Origin of the sequence: Pseudomonas sp. DWP3-1-3b3 (genome assembly GCF_049896305.1) — a bacterium.
Classification (GTDB): Bacteria; Pseudomonadota; Gammaproteobacteria; order Pseudomonadales; family Pseudomonadaceae; genus Aquipseudomonas; species Aquipseudomonas azotoformans_A.
Window position 1 is genome coordinate 1 of record NZ_JAFCUA010000020.1, and the last position, 15,911, is coordinate 15,911.

Here is a 15,911-nt window from a genome sequence, read left to right on the forward strand (position 1 = left end):
GCTTATGAAAAATCAGAGCGAATACCAGCCGAATTTAAGGTTGCAGGGTTCCCCTGCAACATAGAATCTCCCACATTTGATCTGGTTGTCAATTCAAAAACGTGCAATCAGACCCAGTGATGGATCGGCCACCCAGCCTGTTCCGCGTGGGCACGTAACACCGGATCCGGATTCACCACCTGCGGATGATCCACCTTCAGCAACAACGGCAAGTCATTGCGCGAATCCGAATAGAAATACGCACCCTCCAACGACTCGCCTTCCTGCTCCAGCCATTCCATCAGCCGCGTGATCTTACCTTCGCGATAGGTCAGTACACCGACCGTGCGCCCGCTGTACACACCATGGCTGACTTCAAGGTTGATCCCCAGCACTTCATCAATCCCGATCCGCGCCGCAATCGGCGTGACCAAGTGCGTGCCCGACGCCGAGATCACCAGGATCCGGTCGCCATTGGCGCGGTGACGGGCGATGGTCTTGGTGGCATCGCTGTAGATCAGCGGCTCGATCACGTCCTCGACCCAGGGCTCCACCAGATGTTCGATTTCCTCCGGCGTGCGGCCAATCATCGGCTCCAGGCTGAAGTCCATGAAGTCTTCCATCTTCAGTTGGCCCTGGCTGTAGGCGTCCATCAGTTCGTGGTTCTTGCGCATGAACGACTCAGGGTCGACCCAACCCAGGCGGCCCATCTGCTCGCTCCACAGGGTGGCGCAGTCACCGTGGATGAGGGTGTCGTCCAGATCAAAAATTACCAATGCCATCGGTCACGCTCTCTCAATCAATCGTTGCATCAGGCTACTTCACACAGGGCGCTGGGGTCGATGGAAAGTGCCAGGCGTTGCCCCTCGGGGTACAGATCGTCAGCCGAACGGTTGAGCACATCCACCACCAACTCCACGCCGCGCGCTTCGATGCGGTAGCGAATCACGTTGCCCAAAAGGCTGTGGCTGCGCACCAGGGCGTCCAGGTCGCCATCGCGGCTCAGTTCGATGGCCTCCGGGCGAATGGCAATGCGGCTGTTGATCGGGCGTTGCAGCAATTGGCTGGCCTTGTCGGCGTCCAACAGATTGTAGTTGCCGATAAAGCCAGCGGCGAACACGTCGACCGGCGCGGTGTAGAGGGTCTCGGCATCGCCGCTCTGCACGATCTTGCCCTGGTTCATCAGGAAGATCCGGTCGGACATGGTCAGCGCTTCTTCCTGGTCATGGGTCACGAAGATCGTGGTCAGCCCCAGCTCGCGCTGGATCTGGCGGATCTGCTCGCGCAGGTGCTTGCGAATCCGTGCATCCAGCGCAGACAGCGGCTCATCCAGCAACAACAAACGTGGACGGGTGACCAGGGAGCGGGCGAGGGCCACGCGCTGGCACTGGCCGCCGGACATCTGGTGCGGGTAACGACCGGCGAGGTCTTTGAGCTCTACCAGTTGCAGCACTTCCTGCACGCGTTTGTGGCTGTCGTCGGCGTTGACCTTTTGCATGCGCAGGCCGAACGCGACGTTCTGCTCCACGGTCATGTTGGGGAACAGTGCATAGCTCTGGAACACCATGCCGATGTGACGTTTCTGCGGGCTCAATGGGACGATGTCCTGCCCATCCAGCAGAATTTTCCCACTGTCCACCGAGGTCAGGCCGGCGATGCACCGCAGCAGTGTGGATTTGCCGCAACCGGACGGACCGAGCAGGGTGACGAACTCACCCTTGGCGATCTCGCAGTTGATATCACTGAACACCGGAGTGCCGGCGTAGCCTTTTTGCAGGTGTTGGACGCTGACGAAGCTCATTGGCTTTTGTCCTTGTTCAAGATGTTGGCGGCCCAGGTCAGCACCAGCACAAAGAAGAAATAGGAAATCACGACGGCACTGGTGAAATGGCCGCTGCTGTTGCGCATGTTGTTCAGGTACACCTGCAGGGTCTCGTAGCGGGTGCCCACCAGGATGTTGGCGAACACGAACTCACCGAACAGGAACGAGAACGACAGCAGCAACGCCACCATCAAGCCTTTGCGCAGGTTCGGCAGCACCACCAGGATCGCCGCCTGCCAGGTGCTGGCGCCGAGCAGTTGCGAGGCGTCCATCAAGTCGCGCAGGTTGATGGCTTGCAGGTTGTTGGTGATCGCCCGGTACATGAACGGCAGCGCGACGGTGAAGTAGCAGCCGATCAAAATCCACGGCGTGCCGACCATCGCCATCGGCCCGGAGCCATACAGCTGCAGCAAACCCACCGACGACACCACCGGTGGCACCGCGAAGGGCAGCAGGATCAGGATGTTCATCAGCGCATCGAGCTTGGGGAAGTGGTAGTGCACCACAAACAGCAGCGGCAAAATCAGCACCACCGACAGGATCAGCGCGCCGACACACACCAGCAACGACTGCCCGAAGGCCATCAAAAAGCGCGGGTCGCTCCATAGCTGCACGTACCACTTCACCGTGAAGCCGGCGGGCAGGATGGTCGCTGACCAACTGCTGGCAATGGAGTAGACGAAGGTGCCCACCAACGGCAGCACCAGGATTGCAAACAACAGCCACACCACCACCCGATGGTAGAGGGAGGCCGGGCCGGCTTCAGCGCGAGACATGGTAGCTCCTCTTGAGCAGCAGTTGATGGACCACGGTGACCACGGTCATCAGCGCCACCAGCACCACGGCCAGGGCGCTGGCCATGTTCGGGTCGAGGGATACATCACCGGAAACCAGCCCGGCGATACGGATCGGCAGCACGTTGAAGTTACCGGTGGTCAAGGCGTACACCGTGGCGTAGGCGCCCAAGGCGTTGGCCAGCAGAATCACGAACGTACCGAGCAGGGCCGGGGTGAGCACGGGCAGGCCGATATGCCGCCAGAACTGCCAGCCATTCGCGCCGAGCAGTGCAGCCGACTCACGCCAGTCTTCGCGCAACGCATCGAAGGCCGGGTACAGCAGCAACACGCCCAGGGGAATCTGGAAGTAGGTATAGAGGATGATCAAGCCGGTCTTCGAATACAGATTGAAGTCCTGAATGATCCCTGCCTGCTTGAGCATGATCGTGATGCTGCCGTTGAAACCCAGCAGAATGATGAACGCGAAGGCCAAGGGCACGCCGGCAAAGTTGCTGGTCATATTGGCGAAAGCAGTGACGAAATTGCGCAGCGGCGAATCCACCCGGCGCAACGAATAGCTGCCCAGCGTGGCGATGATGATGCCGAAGATGCTGGAGTAGAAGCTGATCTCCAAACTGAACTGGATGGCTTGCAGGTAGAACTTCGAGCTGAAGATACGTACGAAGTTTTCCACGCCCCAACCGGCCTCTTCGGTCTGCAGGCTGTTGATCAGCACCCAAACCAGCGGGGCGATTTCGAACACGATAAAGAACAGTGCGAAGGGCACCAGGCACAGCAGCGCCAGCCATTTGCCACGGATCATTTCAACAGCTCCTGGCAGACAGGTTTGTCGTGGGGCACGCCCAGCAACTCGCAGACGGTGCCGCAGAGGTCGGTCTGTTTCGGCATGGCGTTGGGGTTCAGGCTGAAGGCATTGCCGAGGACAAACAGCGGCACTTCGCGCTCTTCCGGCAACAGGCCGTTGTGGGATCGGTCGTTGTTCATGCCGTGGTCGGCGGTCACCAGCACTTGGTATCCGGCGTCGAGCCAGGCTTGCAGGTAATCGGCCAGGATAATGTCGGCCGAGCGTGCGCTGTTGCGGTATTGCGGGGTGTCGAGGCCGTGCTTGTGGCCGGCGTCGTCGATGTTCATCGGGTGCACCACCAGGAAGTTCGGCGCGTGTTTGAGGCGCAGGCTTTCGGCGTCGGCAAACAGGTGGGAATCCGGGTAGTGGTCATTCCAGTAGAAATGCCCGTGCTGGATCGCCAGTGACTTGTCGTCGGTATGACGGTCGCGGGCGGCGAGGAAGGGCGTGCGGTTGTACAACTCGCTGACCCAATGGTAAGCCGCCGCTGCCGTGGTCAAGCCGGCGTCGGTGGCGTAATGGAAAATGCTGCGCTGGTTGGACAGGCGCGAGACGTTGTTGTGCACGATGCCGCTCTGGATCGGAGGCACGCCGGTGAGGATGCACTCATACAGCGGGCGGGACAGCGCGGGCAGTTCACATGCCAGTTTGTAGAGGGCTGCGCGTCCTGCGCCGACATAGGCCTGCAAGTGCCCCATGGCGTGCCTCGCAACCTCGAAGTTCAGGCCGTCGAGCACGACAAGGATGACGTTGTGCTTCATGGGGGCTGGGGCTCCGCAACAGTAGGTTTGACTCAATTTCATTGGATGAGCGGGGTCAAAAGTGTGGGAGCGGGCTTGCTCGCGAAAGCGGTGTGTCAGGCGATGAATCAGTTGACTGAACCAACGCATTCGCGAGCAAGCCCGCTCCCACATTGGATCTCCAGTGGAGCTCCAATGCGGGTGGCGGACTTACTTCATCTCTACGATGACTTGCTCATTCCACAGCTGAGGCAGCTTTTTGGAAGTCGCTTCCCAAGCATCCGCATCCTTGATCGGCTGCGGGTTGGCTTTGGTGTACTGCTCGCCCGGGATCAGGTTCTTGGCGATATCGGCCGGCAGTTTCAGGTCGGTTTCAGCGCGGATCGGACGCGCATTGCCTTTCGCCAGGTTGAGTTGGCCGGCGTCGCTGAAGATGTATTCGCGGGTCAGCTTCGCGGCGTTCGGGTGCTTGGCGTATTTGTTGATGATGGTGGTGTAGCCGGATTTCACCGAGCCGTCCGATGGGATCAGCACCACGTAGTCATCCGGGTTGGCCATCTTCGCCTTGTAGCTCAGGCCGTTGAAGTCCCAGACCACGCCCACTTCGACTTCGCCTTTTTCCATGGTGGCGATGGTCGGGTTGGACAGCGAGAGGCGGCCTTGCTGGGCGATCTTGGTGAAAAATTGCAGGCCGGGGGCGATGTTCTTTTCGTCGCCTTTATTGGCGATGGCGGCTGCCAGTACACCGTTGGCCGCTTGCGCTGCGGTGCTCACGTCACCGATGGAGACCTTGTACTTGCCGTTTTGCAGCTCAGCCCAGCTGGTCGGCACTTCAGAGCCGTGCAGCAGCTTCTTGTTGACGATAAACGCGATGGTGCCGGTGTACGCCAAGGCCCAGTGGCCGTCTTTGTCTTTAGCCCAATCCGGAACCTGGGCCCAGGTTGACGGTTTGTACGGCTGGGTGACGTCCTGCTTCACCGCAATCGGACCGAACGCTGCGCCCACGTCACCGATGTCGGCGCTGGCGTTGTCTTTCTCAGCCTTGAACTTGGCGATTTCCTGGGCCGAGCTCATGTCGGTGTCGATGTGCTTGAGGCCGTAGGTCTTGGCCAGGTCTTCCCAGGTGCCTTTCCAGTTGGCCCAGTCATCGGGCATGCCGACGCTGTTGACGGCGCCTTCTGCCTTTGCGGCAGCTTCCAGGGTTTTTAGATCGGTATCAGCGGCCATGGCGGCGGTGCACATGGCAATGGTCGAGCCTAACAGTGATGCCAGGAAAAGCTGTTTCATCCGAAGCTCCTTTGGGCGTTTTCAACGCTGCGTTTTTATCGACGTTTGCGGTGGTGTTGGTCTAGGTCAGCAATACCTGAGCCAATCTAGGCTCGATGGATGACAGTTTCATGTCGATGTCGTTTTTAAATCGCTGATGTCGTTTGTCGCAGAGTTAGCGTAGACCATGCCCAAGTGCCCGCATTGATTGGACTTGGCCGATGTATTGCAGGGTGTGCTAAGGGCGATGGATACGGACTGTCATCTGTCGGTCATCTGTAATGCCTAGGCTGGCAAGCTTGAGTGCTGGCCGGTTTACCCAGCGGTTTGTGCACCGGATCGGTGCTGGTCTAGTCCAGATAGGTAACGTTGATGCGTGATGAGGCAATCAAGGCGGTGACATCCATTGGCCTGGCGCTGCAAGAGCAGATCGACCACGGTTTGTTGCCGCCTGCCAGCAAACTGCCCGCCGAGCGCAAGCTCAGCGAGTTGTTTGGTACCACCCGGATTACGGTGCGGGAAGCCTTGTTACAACTTGAGGCGCAGGGCCAGATCTATCGCGAGGAGCGGCGTGGTTGGTTTGTCTCACCGCCACGGCTGGCGTACAACCTGATGCAACGCAGCCACTTTCACGCCATGGTCAGCGACCAGGGGCGGGTTGCTTCTACGGAAGTCATCTCTGCACGCCTGCAACCGGCCTCGGCGGCGGTGTGTGCGTGGTTGCAGTTGCCCGCGCTGTCCAGTGTGATCCAGATCTGCCGGGGACGGCGGATTGATGGGCGCTTGGTGCTGTATGTGGAGCACTACCTGAACCCGCAGTATTTTCCGGGGATCCTGGCATGTGATTTGAATCAGTCGATGACGGAGTTGTACGCGCGCAAGTACGACCTGCACTACGGGCGCGTGCGCTTTGAAATCGTGCCGACCTCACTGCCGGTGGAAGCCGCCGCCGCGTTGCGCGTGTCGGTGGGCAGCCCGGGCTTGCGGATCGCCCGGGTCAATTATGACCAGCACCAGCGGTTGATCGACTGCGACCTGGAGTTCTGGCGGCATGATGCTATTCATGTGGGTGTGGATGTTATGGGGTCAGCGCCTTGATCACCTGATCCACATTGGTTTCCAGCTCTGTCACCGGCTCGGCACCGTCCACATTCAACACCAACAGTTTTGAATCACCGGCAGTGATAGCCGCCTTCACCGCGTCACTCGGCTGCCGATGATGCAGCACCACTGCCACCTCGTTGTCCTTCAGCTCGGCACTCAGTTTCTGCAAGGCCTCAGGCGTCCACTCCGCGTCGGGTCGCGCATCGGTGCTGAGCACTTCCAGGTTCAAACTGCTGACCAGGTAGGCGAAGTGATCACTCAGGCTGACCACACTCAGGTTATCCGCCTTGGCCAGTCGCGCCTCGCTGTCGGCGGTGAGCTTGAGCAGGCGCTGCTTGAGGGCGGCGAGGTTGGCGTCGATCTTCGGCTTGGCGTTGGGCGCCAGGCGGCTCAGGTCGGCGGCCAGCACATCGGCCATGCGTCCCATGTTGTTGCTCGACTGCCACGGCTGGCTGTTCAGGCCATCGGTGACGCCCGGCTGCACCGCGATGCCCGGCAGACCGCCGTCCACCGGGCGTGCAGCATCGACTTCGACGATGCGGATGTTGCTGCGCCGCGCCACCGGGTACAGCGGATCATCGGCCCACAGCGAGCGCAGGCCGATGGCGGCGTCGGCGTCCAGTGCCAATTTACTCAGGGCGGGCGCGCCACGGCCGGTGAAATAAGACACTTGTCGCGAACCGGGCAGATTGGCCGGCGCGGCGCGTTCGAGCTGCACGTCGGTGCCTTTGAGCAGCACTTCGGCCAGGCCGTAGGTGATCGGCAACGAGGCCAGCACTTTGACCGGTTTGGCCGCGTGGGCAGCCGGTTTGGCGGCTTCAGCCGCCATCAACGGCGTGGTGAACAAACAGGCGATGGCCAGGGCCAGGGGAGAAAGAACGGAGCGCATTATCCAAGATTCCCTTTAAGGCTGGGCACCGTGCCGCGCGCGATGGCGGCCAGGGCGAAGGCGATACCGGCGACCAGAATGATGGCGGCGCCGGACGGCACAGGCAGGTCGAAGATGATCGGCAGCAGGATCCCGCACAGGGTGCTGACGGTGGCAATCGCGACCGAGATCCAGAAGAAGCCCTTGAGCGACTGGCTCAACAGGCGTGCCGCTGCGGCCGGAATGACCAACAGCGCCCCCACCAGGATCGCGCCGATGACCTTGACCGCCGCGACGGTGATCAGCGTCACCAGGATCACGAACAGATAATCCAGGGTCTTCACCGCCACGCCGCGCACCGCTGCCAATTGCGGGTTGAAGCTGGCCAACATGATGCGGTTGTACAGTGGCAGCGCCAGGGCCATCACCAACGAGCCGACCACCGCCAGCACCAGCAGGTCGTTGCCGTTGACCGTCAACACCGAGCCAAACAGCACGTTCTCAAGGATATGCACGTTGATCTTGCCCGCCAGGATCAGCAGCAGACTCGCACCCAGCGCCAGGGACACCGACAGGAACACGCCGATCAAGGTATCCGGTGCCAGGCCGGTGCGGTTGCGCAGGTAGTTGAGCAAAATGCCGAACAGCAGGCAGTAGCCGAACAATGCGCCATACGGGCCGGTGTAGGGTTCACCGAGCAGGATGCCCACCGCCACGCCCGTCAGCGCCGCGTGGCCGACCGCTTCAGAGAAAAACGCGAAGCGCTTGACCACCACCAGCGTGCCCAAACCGCCCAGTACCGGGCCGATCAGCAGACCGGCGAGCAGGGCGTTGACCACAAAACCGTAGGCCAGCGCTTCCGGCAGATAACCGGAAGAGGCCCAGCCCTGGACCATCAAGCGAAAAGCTTCATAACTCATTGCGCCGGGCTCCGAGGGTGGGTGGAGAACAGGGTCAGCAGGCGATCCGGGGTCAACGCCTCTTTAGGCGTGGCGTCGAACAGCACGCGGCGGTTCAGGCCGGTGACGCGGTCGGCCAGGCGGCCCACGGCCTCCAGGTCATGCTCGATCCACAACACGGTGATCCCAGCCAGGCGCCAGTCATTGAGCAGGCGTTCGAACACCTGGATACCGGCTTCATCCAGCGCTGACATCGGTTCATCCAGCACCAACAGCTGTGGCGCCGGGATCAGTCCCTGGGCCAGCAACACGCGCTGGCGTTCACCGCCGGACAGCGCGCCCATGCGTCGCTTGCGTTTGTCCTGCATGCCGACGCGCTCCAGCGCATCGCCAATCGCACCGGCGTAATGCTTGGACAGGCCGAGAAACGCCGGACGCCGCTGGCACATGGCGGCCATGAAATCATCCACGGTCATCGGCAAGCCCCGATCGAACTCCAGGGCCTGTGGCACATAACCGATCGTGCCGGGCGCGGCTGGCCAGTGCAGGCTCAAGCGTCCCTGGTGAGGGGTTTGCCCGAGCAGTGTCTTGATCAACGAGCTTTTGCCGCCGCCGTTGGGGCCAACCAGTGCATGGATACTGCCCGGCTGTACCTGGAAGCTCACGTCATCCAGGATCACCGTGCGTCCCAGCGTCAGCGCAACCTGATCGAACTCAAGCGTCGGGCCGACGCTGACCGCATTCAGCTGTTCCGCCGCCGTCATGCCCCCGACTCCTGAATGGCTCGCACCACCGTGTTGAGGTTGCCGGTCATCTCCACTTCGTACTTCTCGGCGCTGTATTCGCCGTAGGAAATATGCGACAGCGGGTACAGCTTGACGCCCGACTCACGCTGGATGGTGTCGACGTAGGTGGACGGGAAATCCATCTCCGAGAAGATCACCTTCACATCCAGGGCGCGCAGTTCATCGATGGTCTTCTTCAACTGGCTCGGGCTTGGCTCGATGCCGTGGGCCGGTTCGACCACCGCAGTGACTTCCAGACCGAATTCGCGCAGCAGGTAGTCATAGGCCGCGTGCACGGTGGCTACGCGCAGGTCCGGGTTGGGGGCGCTGGTCAGCTTGGCGAGCGCATCGGCGCGCATCTGGCGCAGACGCTTGCCGTAGGCACGGGCGTTCTGGGTGTAGGTCTTGGCGTTGTCCGGGTCCAGCTTGCCCAGTTCGCGGGCGATATTGTTGACCTGGGCAATCGACGCACTGATCGACAAGAACGTATGCGGGTTGACCACCTTGCCCGCACCGCGCGCGGCGTTACCGGTGGCGGCCAGCAGCGGCACGTTGGCGTTGGCCTCGATCACCGGGATGTCCGGGCGTTCGCTGGTGGCGATCATGCGGTCGGCGAAATCATCGTGGCCGACGCCGTTGAGCACGATCACGTCCAGGGTGCCGATGCGCTTGATGTCTTCGGCGCGTGGCTCGTAGGCGTGGGGGTTGAAGCCAGCCGGAATCAGCGGCACCACTTCGGCCTTGTCGCCGACGATATTCGCCACGTAGCTGTAATAAGGGTGCAGGGTGATGCCGATACGCAGGCGCTTGGCCGCCTCAGCATTAGCCAGGGGAGCCAGCATCAGGCTGAGCAGGCCAACCAGCAACAGGCGCAACAGGGGAGATGAAATAGACATGGGCAATCGGTCTTCTCGTTCAGTGACGGTGCTGGCGGGTGACGCCGGCATCGAATTGCGCGACCACTTGCTGCCAGCCGGCCGCGATCAGCGCCTGGTCAGTAAGGTCGGAAGGGGCGGCGAGGTTGGCCTGGCGATTGAGCCAGATATCCGGTTCGGCACCGTGCACACGCATCAGCAGCGAGCCGCTGGTGGCCGGTGCCTGGCTCAGGCCCAGGTAGGCCGAAGGCTCCAGCAATTGCCAGCGGTGATCGCCACGGCTGACCGAACTGGCGTCCTGGGCAAAGGGCGCAAAGCCTTCTTCGGCCAGTTGCGCCGGGCTGGGCAGCGCGCTTTGCTCCTGCTGCAACAGCTGGATCTCATCCAGGGTAACGCGCAGGTCGGCATAGATACCTTGCTCGGCGGCGCTCAGGTCGCGGCGCGCGTCCAATTGATGGCTGGGCACGGCCGCTACTTCCTGGGATTCACCGTGCAGCGCGATCACCGAGCCGGCCACCGCGAGGATGATCAGGCACAACAGCAGCACGTAGAGGGTTTCGTGACCGGCACCGGCGGGGCGTACAACCTGTGTAGTGGTCATTGCGGCTGGATATCCGCTTGGTCAATTTCCACCACGTGGCCGGGGCCGGCATCAAACAGCACGTAGAACTCGGCCGACGGCTTCTTGAAGGTCAGGGTCGAGTCCTCACCCAGCTTGCCGGGCACCAGGATGGTTTCGTCGTAGCCGATCACATCGAGGGTCACGCCGGGCGCGCCGCTGCCATCGGAAAAGCCGCCTTTGCACTGGATCTGCTCGCCGGGGATTTCCTTGCACTCGCACATCGGGTTGTGGGCCAGGGCGACGGTACTGAAACCGGCGCACATCAGCAGGACGCCACAGGCGCGGGTCATGCGCATCAAAGTCATGGTTTAACTCCTTGCTTGTTCAGCCAGGCAATAGTGGCAGGCGAAGCCTGGCTCAACGGGATGGGTCCCTGGTGCATCGTGCCGTCCCAGCCTTCCATGGTGACCCACAGTTCGGCGTCGGCGGGTGTGCGTTCCGGGATCGGCAGGCCGGCGCCCATGCGGTACGGCGTGCCGAAGAAGATCACCCCGGCGGCGCGCAGGCTGCGCGGCTTGCCGATGCGCAGGTAGGTGGCCTTGACCTGGTCGGCGCAGGTGTCACACAGGGCAGCGTTGAAAAACTTCATCGGGCCGGCCGGGTCGGGACGCGGGCCTTCATTGCGGAACTCCGCGAGGGTCAGGCTCCAGGGCCCGACCTGCACTTCACCGGCCACTCGCTCGCCGATGCCGGTGTCGCCACGAAACAGCGCGGCGTCAGCGAAGTACTTGGGCATGAAGCCCAGGGGGATCAGCAACAGCAGCACATTGATGTGGAAGCGCCATTTCAGCCAGAAGGCCCGCAGCGGCGAAGGTTTAGCAGCAGTGACCTGGCTCATGGCGTGACCTCCGAGGTTTCAGCCTGTCTGGCGGGGATGGCCGCCGGCTTGTGTTGGGTCTTGGCTTCGCGCTTGAGGGCATTGAGGGTGGCCAGGGCGGTGCGCTTGGTCCAGATCAGCAGGCCGCTCAACACCATCATGCTCATGATCAGGCCAAAGAACGCCCAGATCAGCTTGACCCATATCCCACCAAAGTCGCCGGTGTGCAGCGGGCGCATGGACTCGGTGACGAACTCCAGCTTCGAGCGGTCGGACAGCAAGTGCGCCGCCGCGACTTCACCGTCATAAGGGTTGATCTGCGCGGTCTGGAACATCAGCGGATACCAGCCGCGCCCGCCGATCTGCAGGTGGCTGTAGGCATTGAGCGGCAGGCTGATGAAACTCGCTTCCAGGCCAGGGATGCGCTGGGTGGCGATCTTGATCGCCTCGTCCACGGGAATCATGGGGGCCGGCACGCCGGGTGCCGACATCGGTACTTTTTCCCGTGCAATCACCGGGATGACCGGCTCGGTGGAAATCGAGATCTGGTTATCGCCCAGGATCGCCCGGATCAGGAACCAGATGCCGGTGACGGAAATCACCGCGATGAACCAGATCGACCAGATACCGCTCAAGCGGTGGAAGTCGCCCCAGAAGATCCGCGCGCCATGGCGAATACGCAGGGTAGGCCGCAGGAAGCCCTTCCAGAACTTCTTGTACACCACCAGCCCGGTGACCAGCGACGCCAGCAGCGGGATACCCAGTGCCGAGACCAGGTACCAGCCCCAGCTGTAGCCATTGGTAAACGGCACCAGCCACCAGCCGTGCAGGGCGCGGGTAAAGGCCTGGAAGTTGAACGACGGGCTGATGCCCTGGATCGCGCCGGTGTAGGGGTTGACGTAGACCTCCACGGAACGCCCGTCGGGGTAGCTCAGGTCGACGCTGAGGGCGAAATGGGATTCGTCGGGTCGGCTGATCGACTGGACGAACACCTGGGGCTCTTCGCGCTTGATCGCAGCGATCACCTGGTCGTAGCTCAGGGGTTCGGCGTCGTCCGTCGGCTTGCTCGCGCGGATATCCGGGTTGGCCAGCCAGACGATCTCCTGGCTGACCACCGCCAGGGTGCCGGTGACGCAGACGATCAGTACAAAGAACCAGATGGGCAAGGCCAACCAGCTATGTACGAGAAACCAGAGTTTGGAGCGTGACTTCTTCGACATGTGAATGAGGGTCTTGATCGGAGGGGGGCAGTGAAGGCCCGGAAAAGGCCAGTCGTAGCTTTTGCTGACGCGACAGGCTGTATCTAAATTAAGACGGATGAGAATGAGAAATCCCTAACCCGGATATGAAAGAAAATGTTTCAGGTTCACATTCAGGCCGCTTAAACGCCTTGATCGAACACGAAACATGTTCCAAGCCATCACCCAAGTGGCATTGATGGGGCCCGGGCGCTGCGTAGGATGGGCTCATACCGTTGAGTGAGCCTAAGAAATGACTGCCAGAACCCTCTACGACAAACACATCGACTCCCACACGGTGTGCTCCCTGGATGACCAGGGCCATGTCCTGCTTTATATCGACCGCCAGGTGATCAACGAATACACCAGCCCCCAGGCCTTCAGCGGCTTGCGCGAAGCCGGGCGCACGGTGTGGCGTCCCGGCACGGCGTTGGCCGTGGTCGACCATGTGAACCCCACCACGCCCAAGCGCATCGCGGCGATGCCGGATGCAGGCGGTGCGCGGCAAGTGTCGTACCTGGCGGAGAACTGCCGGGACTTCGGCATCGAACTGCTGGACATCCTCGACAAGCGCCAGGGCATCGAGCACGTAATCGCCCCGGAACAGGGTTTCATCCTGCCGGGCATGGTGATTGCCGCCGGTGACAGCCACACCACTACCTACGGCGCCCTTGGTGCCTTTGGTTTTGGCATCGGCACCTCGGAAATCGAACACCTGCTGGCGTCCCAGACCCTGGTCTACAAACGTCTGAAAACCCTGCGCGTGACCGTAGACGGTGACCTGGCGCCGGGCTTGACCTCAAAAGACGTGATCATGGCGCTGATCGGCAAGATCGGCGCGTCCGGTGCAACGGGCTACGCCATTGAGTTTCGTGGCTCCACTATCGACGCGCTGAGCGTCGAGGCGCGCATGACCATCTGCAACATGGCGGTGGAAGCGGGCGCTCGTGGCGCCTTCATGGCGCCGGACGAGAAAGTCTTCGCCTACCTCAAGGGCAAACCACGCGCACCGCAAGGCGAGCTGTGGGAAAAGGCGCTGCTGGAGTGGCGAAAACTCCACACCGATGACGGCGCGGTGTTCGACCGGGAGGTGCAACTCGACGCCTCCACCCTGGAACCCATGGTCACCTGGGGCACCAGCCCTGACCAGGCCGCGCCCATCGGCACCCGCGTGCCCGACCCGCAGGACGTCAGTGACCTGATCCTGCGCCAGGACATGCGCCGCGCCCTCAACTACATGGGCCTGGAAGCCGGCATGCCGCTGAGCGAGATTGTCATCAGTCACGCCTTCATCGGCTCCTGCACCAACGCCCGTATCGAAGACCTGCGCGACGCCGCCAGCGTGGTGCGCGGCAAACACGTGGCGGGCCACGTCCGTGCGATGATCGTACCCGGCTCCACCGAAGTCCGTGACCAGGCCGAGGCCGAAGGGCTGGCGGCGATTTTTATCGAGGCAGGCTTCGAATGGCGCCAGTCGGGCTGCTCGATGTGCCTGGCGATGAACGACGACGTGCTGGCCCCCGGCGACCGCTGCGCCTCCAGCACCAACCGCAACTTCGAAGGCCGCCAGGGCGCGGGCGCACGCACCCACCTGATGAGCCCGGCGATGGTCGCCGCCGCTGCCATTACTGGCCGCCTCACTGATATCCGCCACTTTGGAGCACGCTCATGAGCCTGCAACCCTTCACCCTGGTCACCGGCAAGGCCGCGCCGATGCTGGCGGCCAACATCGACACCGACGTGATCATGCCCAAGCAATTCCTCAAGGGCATCGACCGCAGCGGCCTGGACCGCGGGCTGTTCTTCGACCTGCGCTTCTTGCCGTCCGGCGAGCCCAACCCCGACTTCGTGCTGAACCAGCCGGCCTGGCAGGGTGCGAGTTTCATGGTGGTGGGGCCGAACTTCGGCTGCGGTTCCAGCCGTGAACATGCGGTGTGGGGCTTGAAGCAAATGGGCATCCGCGCCCTGATCGGCAGCAGCTTTGCCGGGATTTTCTATGACAACTGCCAGCGCAACGGGGTGTTGTTGATCACCTTGGACGAGGCGGTGTTGCAGCGGTTGGGTAAGACCGTCAGCCAGGCAGACCAGGCGCAGATCAGCGTCGACCTTGAAGCCCAGGCGATTCGCTTGGCGGACGGCGAGGTGATCCCGTTCCAGATCGATACCCTGCGTAAAACTGCGTTGCTATTGGGCCTGGACGCCATCGGCAGCACCTTGCAACGCCGTGAAGAGATCAAGGCTTTCGAACGCCAGCACCTGGCAGCCAATCCCTGGCTGAGCTAAATCGACAACCCTTTGAAATGCTCCTGCAAGAACTCCACGCAGGCGCGCAACTTGCCGGAATACGCCAACCGTGTCGGGTACACCGCCCACACGTTGGCGCTCTGGGTATACCCGTGCAGCACCTGCACCAGCTTGCCTTGTTCCAATAGCGGTTTCACATCCCACATCGAGCGCAGCAGCACCCCGCGCCCATCCAACGCCCACTGCAACACAATCTCGCCATTATTCGACGACAACGGCCCGCGCACGCGCACGCTTTCCTGGGCGCCGTCGTGTTCCAGGTTCCAGATGCCAAACGCGTTATCGCGCTCCTTGAGCACCAGGCAGTCGTGCTGCTCCAGGTCGCTCAGCTGTTGCGGTGTGCCGCGGCGCTGCAGATAAGCCGGCGCCGCGCACAGTACGCGGCGGTTGCTCACCAGCCGGCGGCCGATGTGCTGGCCGGGGATATCGTCGCCCACGCGGATCTCCAAATCGAAGCCTTCGCTGACGATGTCCACCACGCGGTCAAACAGGTCCAGGCGGATTTCCAGGTCCGGGTATTGTTCCGCCAGCAGCGACAGGGCGGGCGCCACATGGTTGCGGCCGAAACCAAAGCTGCTGCACAGGTGCAGGCGGCCACGGGGACTGTCATGGGCGTCGGAGAGTTCATCGGAGAGTTGCTGGAAGTCTTCCAGGATACGCACGGCCCAGCGCTGCACCCGCTCGCCGTCTTCAGTCAGGGCGATGCGTCGGCTGGTGCGGTGCAGCAAGCGGGTGGCCAGGGTGGTTTCAAGGATCTGGATGCGCTTGCTGACATAGGCCGGCGACAAGCCCAGCTCATCGGCGGCCGCTGCGAAGCCGGCCTTGCGGATCACGGTCAGGAACACCCGCAGGTCTTCGGGTAGGGGCACGGTATCTTTCTTATTGGTCATCAGAAACAGGGCTGGCGGCATGAGCCGCCAGAATAGCACCGGATCGGTGTGCCTTCCGGCA

Annotated in this window: 18 protein-coding genes; 3 read left to right on the forward strand and 15 right to left on the reverse strand. The window is 62.0% G+C overall.

Annotated elements, in window-relative coordinates:
* Positions 1–107: 107 nt before the first annotated feature.
* The 6 genes from ACP7BX_RS30515 to ACP7BX_RS30540 form a co-directional block, all read right to left on the reverse strand.
* On the reverse strand, positions 108–761 hold the full coding sequence (locus ACP7BX_RS30515; protein ID WP_426132045.1) for an HAD family hydrolase: 654 nt from the start codon (positions 759–761) through the stop codon (positions 108–110).
* 29 nt (positions 762–790) lie between these two features.
* Positions 791–1,780 (reverse strand): ABC transporter ATP-binding protein, encoded by a 990-nt coding sequence (locus ACP7BX_RS30520; protein ID WP_033897698.1) that lies wholly within the window; start codon positions 1,778–1,780, stop codon positions 791–793.
* Complete coding sequence (locus ACP7BX_RS30525) at positions 1,777–2,577, reverse strand: ABC transporter permease (RefSeq protein WP_010211611.1); 801 nt, start codon at positions 2,575–2,577, stop codon at positions 1,777–1,779. The genes ACP7BX_RS30520 and ACP7BX_RS30525 overlap by 4 nt, the downstream gene beginning before the upstream one ends.
* Entirely contained in the window at positions 2,564–3,400 is an 837-nt protein-coding gene (locus ACP7BX_RS30530; protein ID WP_016980250.1) for an ABC transporter permease, read from the reverse strand. Before ACP7BX_RS30530 ends, ACP7BX_RS30525 begins: the two co-directional genes overlap by 14 nt.
* Complete coding sequence (locus ACP7BX_RS30535) at positions 3,397–4,203, reverse strand: alkaline phosphatase family protein (protein WP_426132046.1); 807 nt, start codon at positions 4,201–4,203, stop codon at positions 3,397–3,399. Before ACP7BX_RS30535 ends, ACP7BX_RS30530 begins: the two co-directional genes overlap by 4 nt.
* 189 nt (positions 4,204–4,392) lie before the next feature.
* Positions 4,393–5,469, reverse strand: coding sequence for an ABC transporter substrate-binding protein (locus ACP7BX_RS30540; RefSeq protein WP_426132047.1), 1,077 nt, complete (start codon positions 5,467–5,469; stop codon positions 4,393–4,395).
* A 351-nt stretch (positions 5,470–5,820) separates the two neighbouring features.
* Here ACP7BX_RS30540 and ACP7BX_RS30545 point away from each other — a divergent pair, with 351 nt between their 5' ends.
* Positions 5,821–6,546 (forward strand): UTRA domain-containing protein, encoded by a 726-nt coding sequence (locus ACP7BX_RS30545; RefSeq protein WP_033900319.1) that lies wholly within the window; start codon positions 5,821–5,823, stop codon positions 6,544–6,546.
* Here ACP7BX_RS30545 and ACP7BX_RS30550 read toward each other — a convergent pair.
* The 8 genes from ACP7BX_RS30550 to ACP7BX_RS30585 are packed head-to-tail and all read right to left on the reverse strand — an operon-like array spanning position 6,527 to position 12,638.
* On the reverse strand, positions 6,527–7,441 hold the full coding sequence (locus tag ACP7BX_RS30550; RefSeq protein WP_426132048.1) for a metal ABC transporter substrate-binding protein: 915 nt from the start codon (positions 7,439–7,441) through the stop codon (positions 6,527–6,529). The two genes, ACP7BX_RS30545 and ACP7BX_RS30550, sit on opposite strands and share 20 nt — an antisense overlap.
* Positions 7,441–8,340: a metal ABC transporter permease gene (locus ACP7BX_RS30555; protein ID WP_033900316.1), complete on the reverse strand. Its 900-nt coding sequence runs from the start codon at positions 8,338–8,340 to the stop codon at positions 7,441–7,443. The genes ACP7BX_RS30550 and ACP7BX_RS30555 overlap by 1 nt, the downstream gene beginning before the upstream one ends.
* Complete coding sequence (locus tag ACP7BX_RS30560; RefSeq protein ID WP_314534891.1) at positions 8,337–9,083, reverse strand: metal ABC transporter ATP-binding protein; 747 nt, start codon at positions 9,081–9,083, stop codon at positions 8,337–8,339. Before ACP7BX_RS30560 ends, ACP7BX_RS30555 begins: the two co-directional genes overlap by 4 nt.
* Entirely contained in the window at positions 9,080–10,000 is a 921-nt protein-coding gene (locus ACP7BX_RS30565) for a metal ABC transporter substrate-binding protein (RefSeq protein ID WP_038844854.1), read from the reverse strand. Before ACP7BX_RS30565 ends, ACP7BX_RS30560 begins: the two co-directional genes overlap by 4 nt.
* Positions 10,001–10,019: 19 nt before the next feature.
* Positions 10,020–10,580: a DUF6162 family protein gene (locus ACP7BX_RS30570; protein WP_177114919.1), complete on the reverse strand. Its 561-nt coding sequence runs from the start codon at positions 10,578–10,580 to the stop codon at positions 10,020–10,022.
* Positions 10,577–10,906, reverse strand: coding sequence for a hypothetical protein (locus tag ACP7BX_RS30575; RefSeq protein WP_016980241.1), 330 nt, complete (start codon positions 10,904–10,906; stop codon positions 10,577–10,579). Before ACP7BX_RS30575 ends, ACP7BX_RS30570 begins: the two co-directional genes overlap by 4 nt.
* Positions 10,903–11,439, reverse strand: a complete 537-nt coding sequence (locus ACP7BX_RS30580; RefSeq protein ID WP_426132049.1) for a thiamine pyrophosphate-binding protein — start codon at positions 11,437–11,439, stop codon at positions 10,903–10,905. Before ACP7BX_RS30580 ends, ACP7BX_RS30575 begins: the two co-directional genes overlap by 4 nt.
* Positions 11,436–12,638 (reverse strand): PepSY domain-containing protein, encoded by a 1,203-nt coding sequence (locus ACP7BX_RS30585; protein WP_314534899.1) that lies wholly within the window; start codon positions 12,636–12,638, stop codon positions 11,436–11,438. Before ACP7BX_RS30585 ends, ACP7BX_RS30580 begins: the two co-directional genes overlap by 4 nt.
* 271 nt (positions 12,639–12,909) lie before the next feature.
* Between ACP7BX_RS30585 and leuC the strand changes: the two genes are divergently transcribed.
* Both leuC and leuD read left to right on the forward strand, forming a co-directional pair.
* Entirely contained in the window at positions 12,910–14,328 is a 1,419-nt protein-coding gene (gene leuC / locus ACP7BX_RS30590) for a 3-isopropylmalate dehydratase large subunit (RefSeq protein ID WP_426132050.1), read from the forward strand.
* Positions 14,325–14,939, forward strand: coding sequence for a 3-isopropylmalate dehydratase small subunit (gene leuD / locus ACP7BX_RS30595; RefSeq protein ID WP_426132051.1), 615 nt, complete (start codon positions 14,325–14,327; stop codon positions 14,937–14,939). The genes leuC and leuD overlap by 4 nt, the downstream gene beginning before the upstream one ends.
* Here the strand turns inward: leuD and ACP7BX_RS30600 are convergent.
* Positions 14,936–15,850, reverse strand: coding sequence for a LysR substrate-binding domain-containing protein (locus tag ACP7BX_RS30600; protein ID WP_218168527.1), 915 nt, complete (start codon positions 15,848–15,850; stop codon positions 14,936–14,938). The two genes, leuD and ACP7BX_RS30600, sit on opposite strands and share 4 nt — an antisense overlap.
* Between the last annotated feature and the right edge of the window lie 61 nt (positions 15,851–15,911).

Excerpts from the sequence above, each read along its gene's own strand:
- ACP7BX_RS30515 (WP_426132045.1), bottom strand. The coding sequence starts at position 761 with ATGGCATTGGTAATTTTTGATCTGGACGACACCCTCATCCACGGTGAC.
- ACP7BX_RS30520 (WP_033897698.1), bottom strand. The coding sequence starts at position 1,780 with ATGAGCTTCGTCAGCGTCCAACACCTGCAAAAAGGCTACGCCGGCACT.
- ACP7BX_RS30525 (WP_010211611.1), bottom strand. The coding sequence starts at position 2,577 with ATGTCTCGCGCTGAAGCCGGCCCGGCCTCCCTCTACCATCGGGTGGTG.
- ACP7BX_RS30530 (WP_016980250.1), bottom strand. The coding sequence starts at position 3,400 with ATGATCCGTGGCAAATGGCTGGCGCTGCTGTGCCTGGTGCCCTTCGCA.
- ACP7BX_RS30535 (WP_426132046.1), bottom strand. The coding sequence starts at position 4,203 with ATGAAGCACAACGTCATCCTTGTCGTGCTCGACGGCCTGAACTTCGAG.
- ACP7BX_RS30540 (WP_426132047.1), bottom strand. The coding sequence starts at position 5,469 with ATGAAACAGCTTTTCCTGGCATCACTGTTAGGCTCGACCATTGCCATG.
- ACP7BX_RS30545 (WP_033900319.1), top strand. The coding sequence starts at position 5,821 with ATGCGTGATGAGGCAATCAAGGCGGTGACATCCATTGGCCTGGCGCTG.
- ACP7BX_RS30550 (WP_426132048.1), bottom strand. The coding sequence starts at position 7,441 with ATGCGCTCCGTTCTTTCTCCCCTGGCCCTGGCCATCGCCTGTTTGTTC.
- ACP7BX_RS30555 (WP_033900316.1), bottom strand. The coding sequence starts at position 8,340 with ATGAGTTATGAAGCTTTTCGCTTGATGGTCCAGGGCTGGGCCTCTTCC.
- ACP7BX_RS30560 (WP_314534891.1), bottom strand. The coding sequence starts at position 9,083 with ATGACGGCGGCGGAACAGCTGAATGCGGTCAGCGTCGGCCCGACGCTT.
- ACP7BX_RS30565 (WP_038844854.1), bottom strand. The coding sequence starts at position 10,000 with ATGTCTATTTCATCTCCCCTGTTGCGCCTGTTGCTGGTTGGCCTGCTC.
- ACP7BX_RS30570 (WP_177114919.1), bottom strand. The coding sequence starts at position 10,580 with ATGACCACTACACAGGTTGTACGCCCCGCCGGTGCCGGTCACGAAACC.
- ACP7BX_RS30575 (WP_016980241.1), bottom strand. The coding sequence starts at position 10,906 with ATGACTTTGATGCGCATGACCCGCGCCTGTGGCGTCCTGCTGATGTGC.
- ACP7BX_RS30580 (WP_426132049.1), bottom strand. The coding sequence starts at position 11,439 with ATGAGCCAGGTCACTGCTGCTAAACCTTCGCCGCTGCGGGCCTTCTGG.
- ACP7BX_RS30585 (WP_314534899.1), bottom strand. The coding sequence starts at position 12,638 with ATGTCGAAGAAGTCACGCTCCAAACTCTGGTTTCTCGTACATAGCTGG.
- leuC (WP_426132050.1), top strand. The coding sequence starts at position 12,910 with ATGACTGCCAGAACCCTCTACGACAAACACATCGACTCCCACACGGTG.
- leuD (WP_426132051.1), top strand. The coding sequence starts at position 14,325 with ATGAGCCTGCAACCCTTCACCCTGGTCACCGGCAAGGCCGCGCCGATG.
- ACP7BX_RS30600 (WP_218168527.1), bottom strand. The coding sequence starts at position 15,850 with ATGACCAATAAGAAAGATACCGTGCCCCTACCCGAAGACCTGCGGGTG.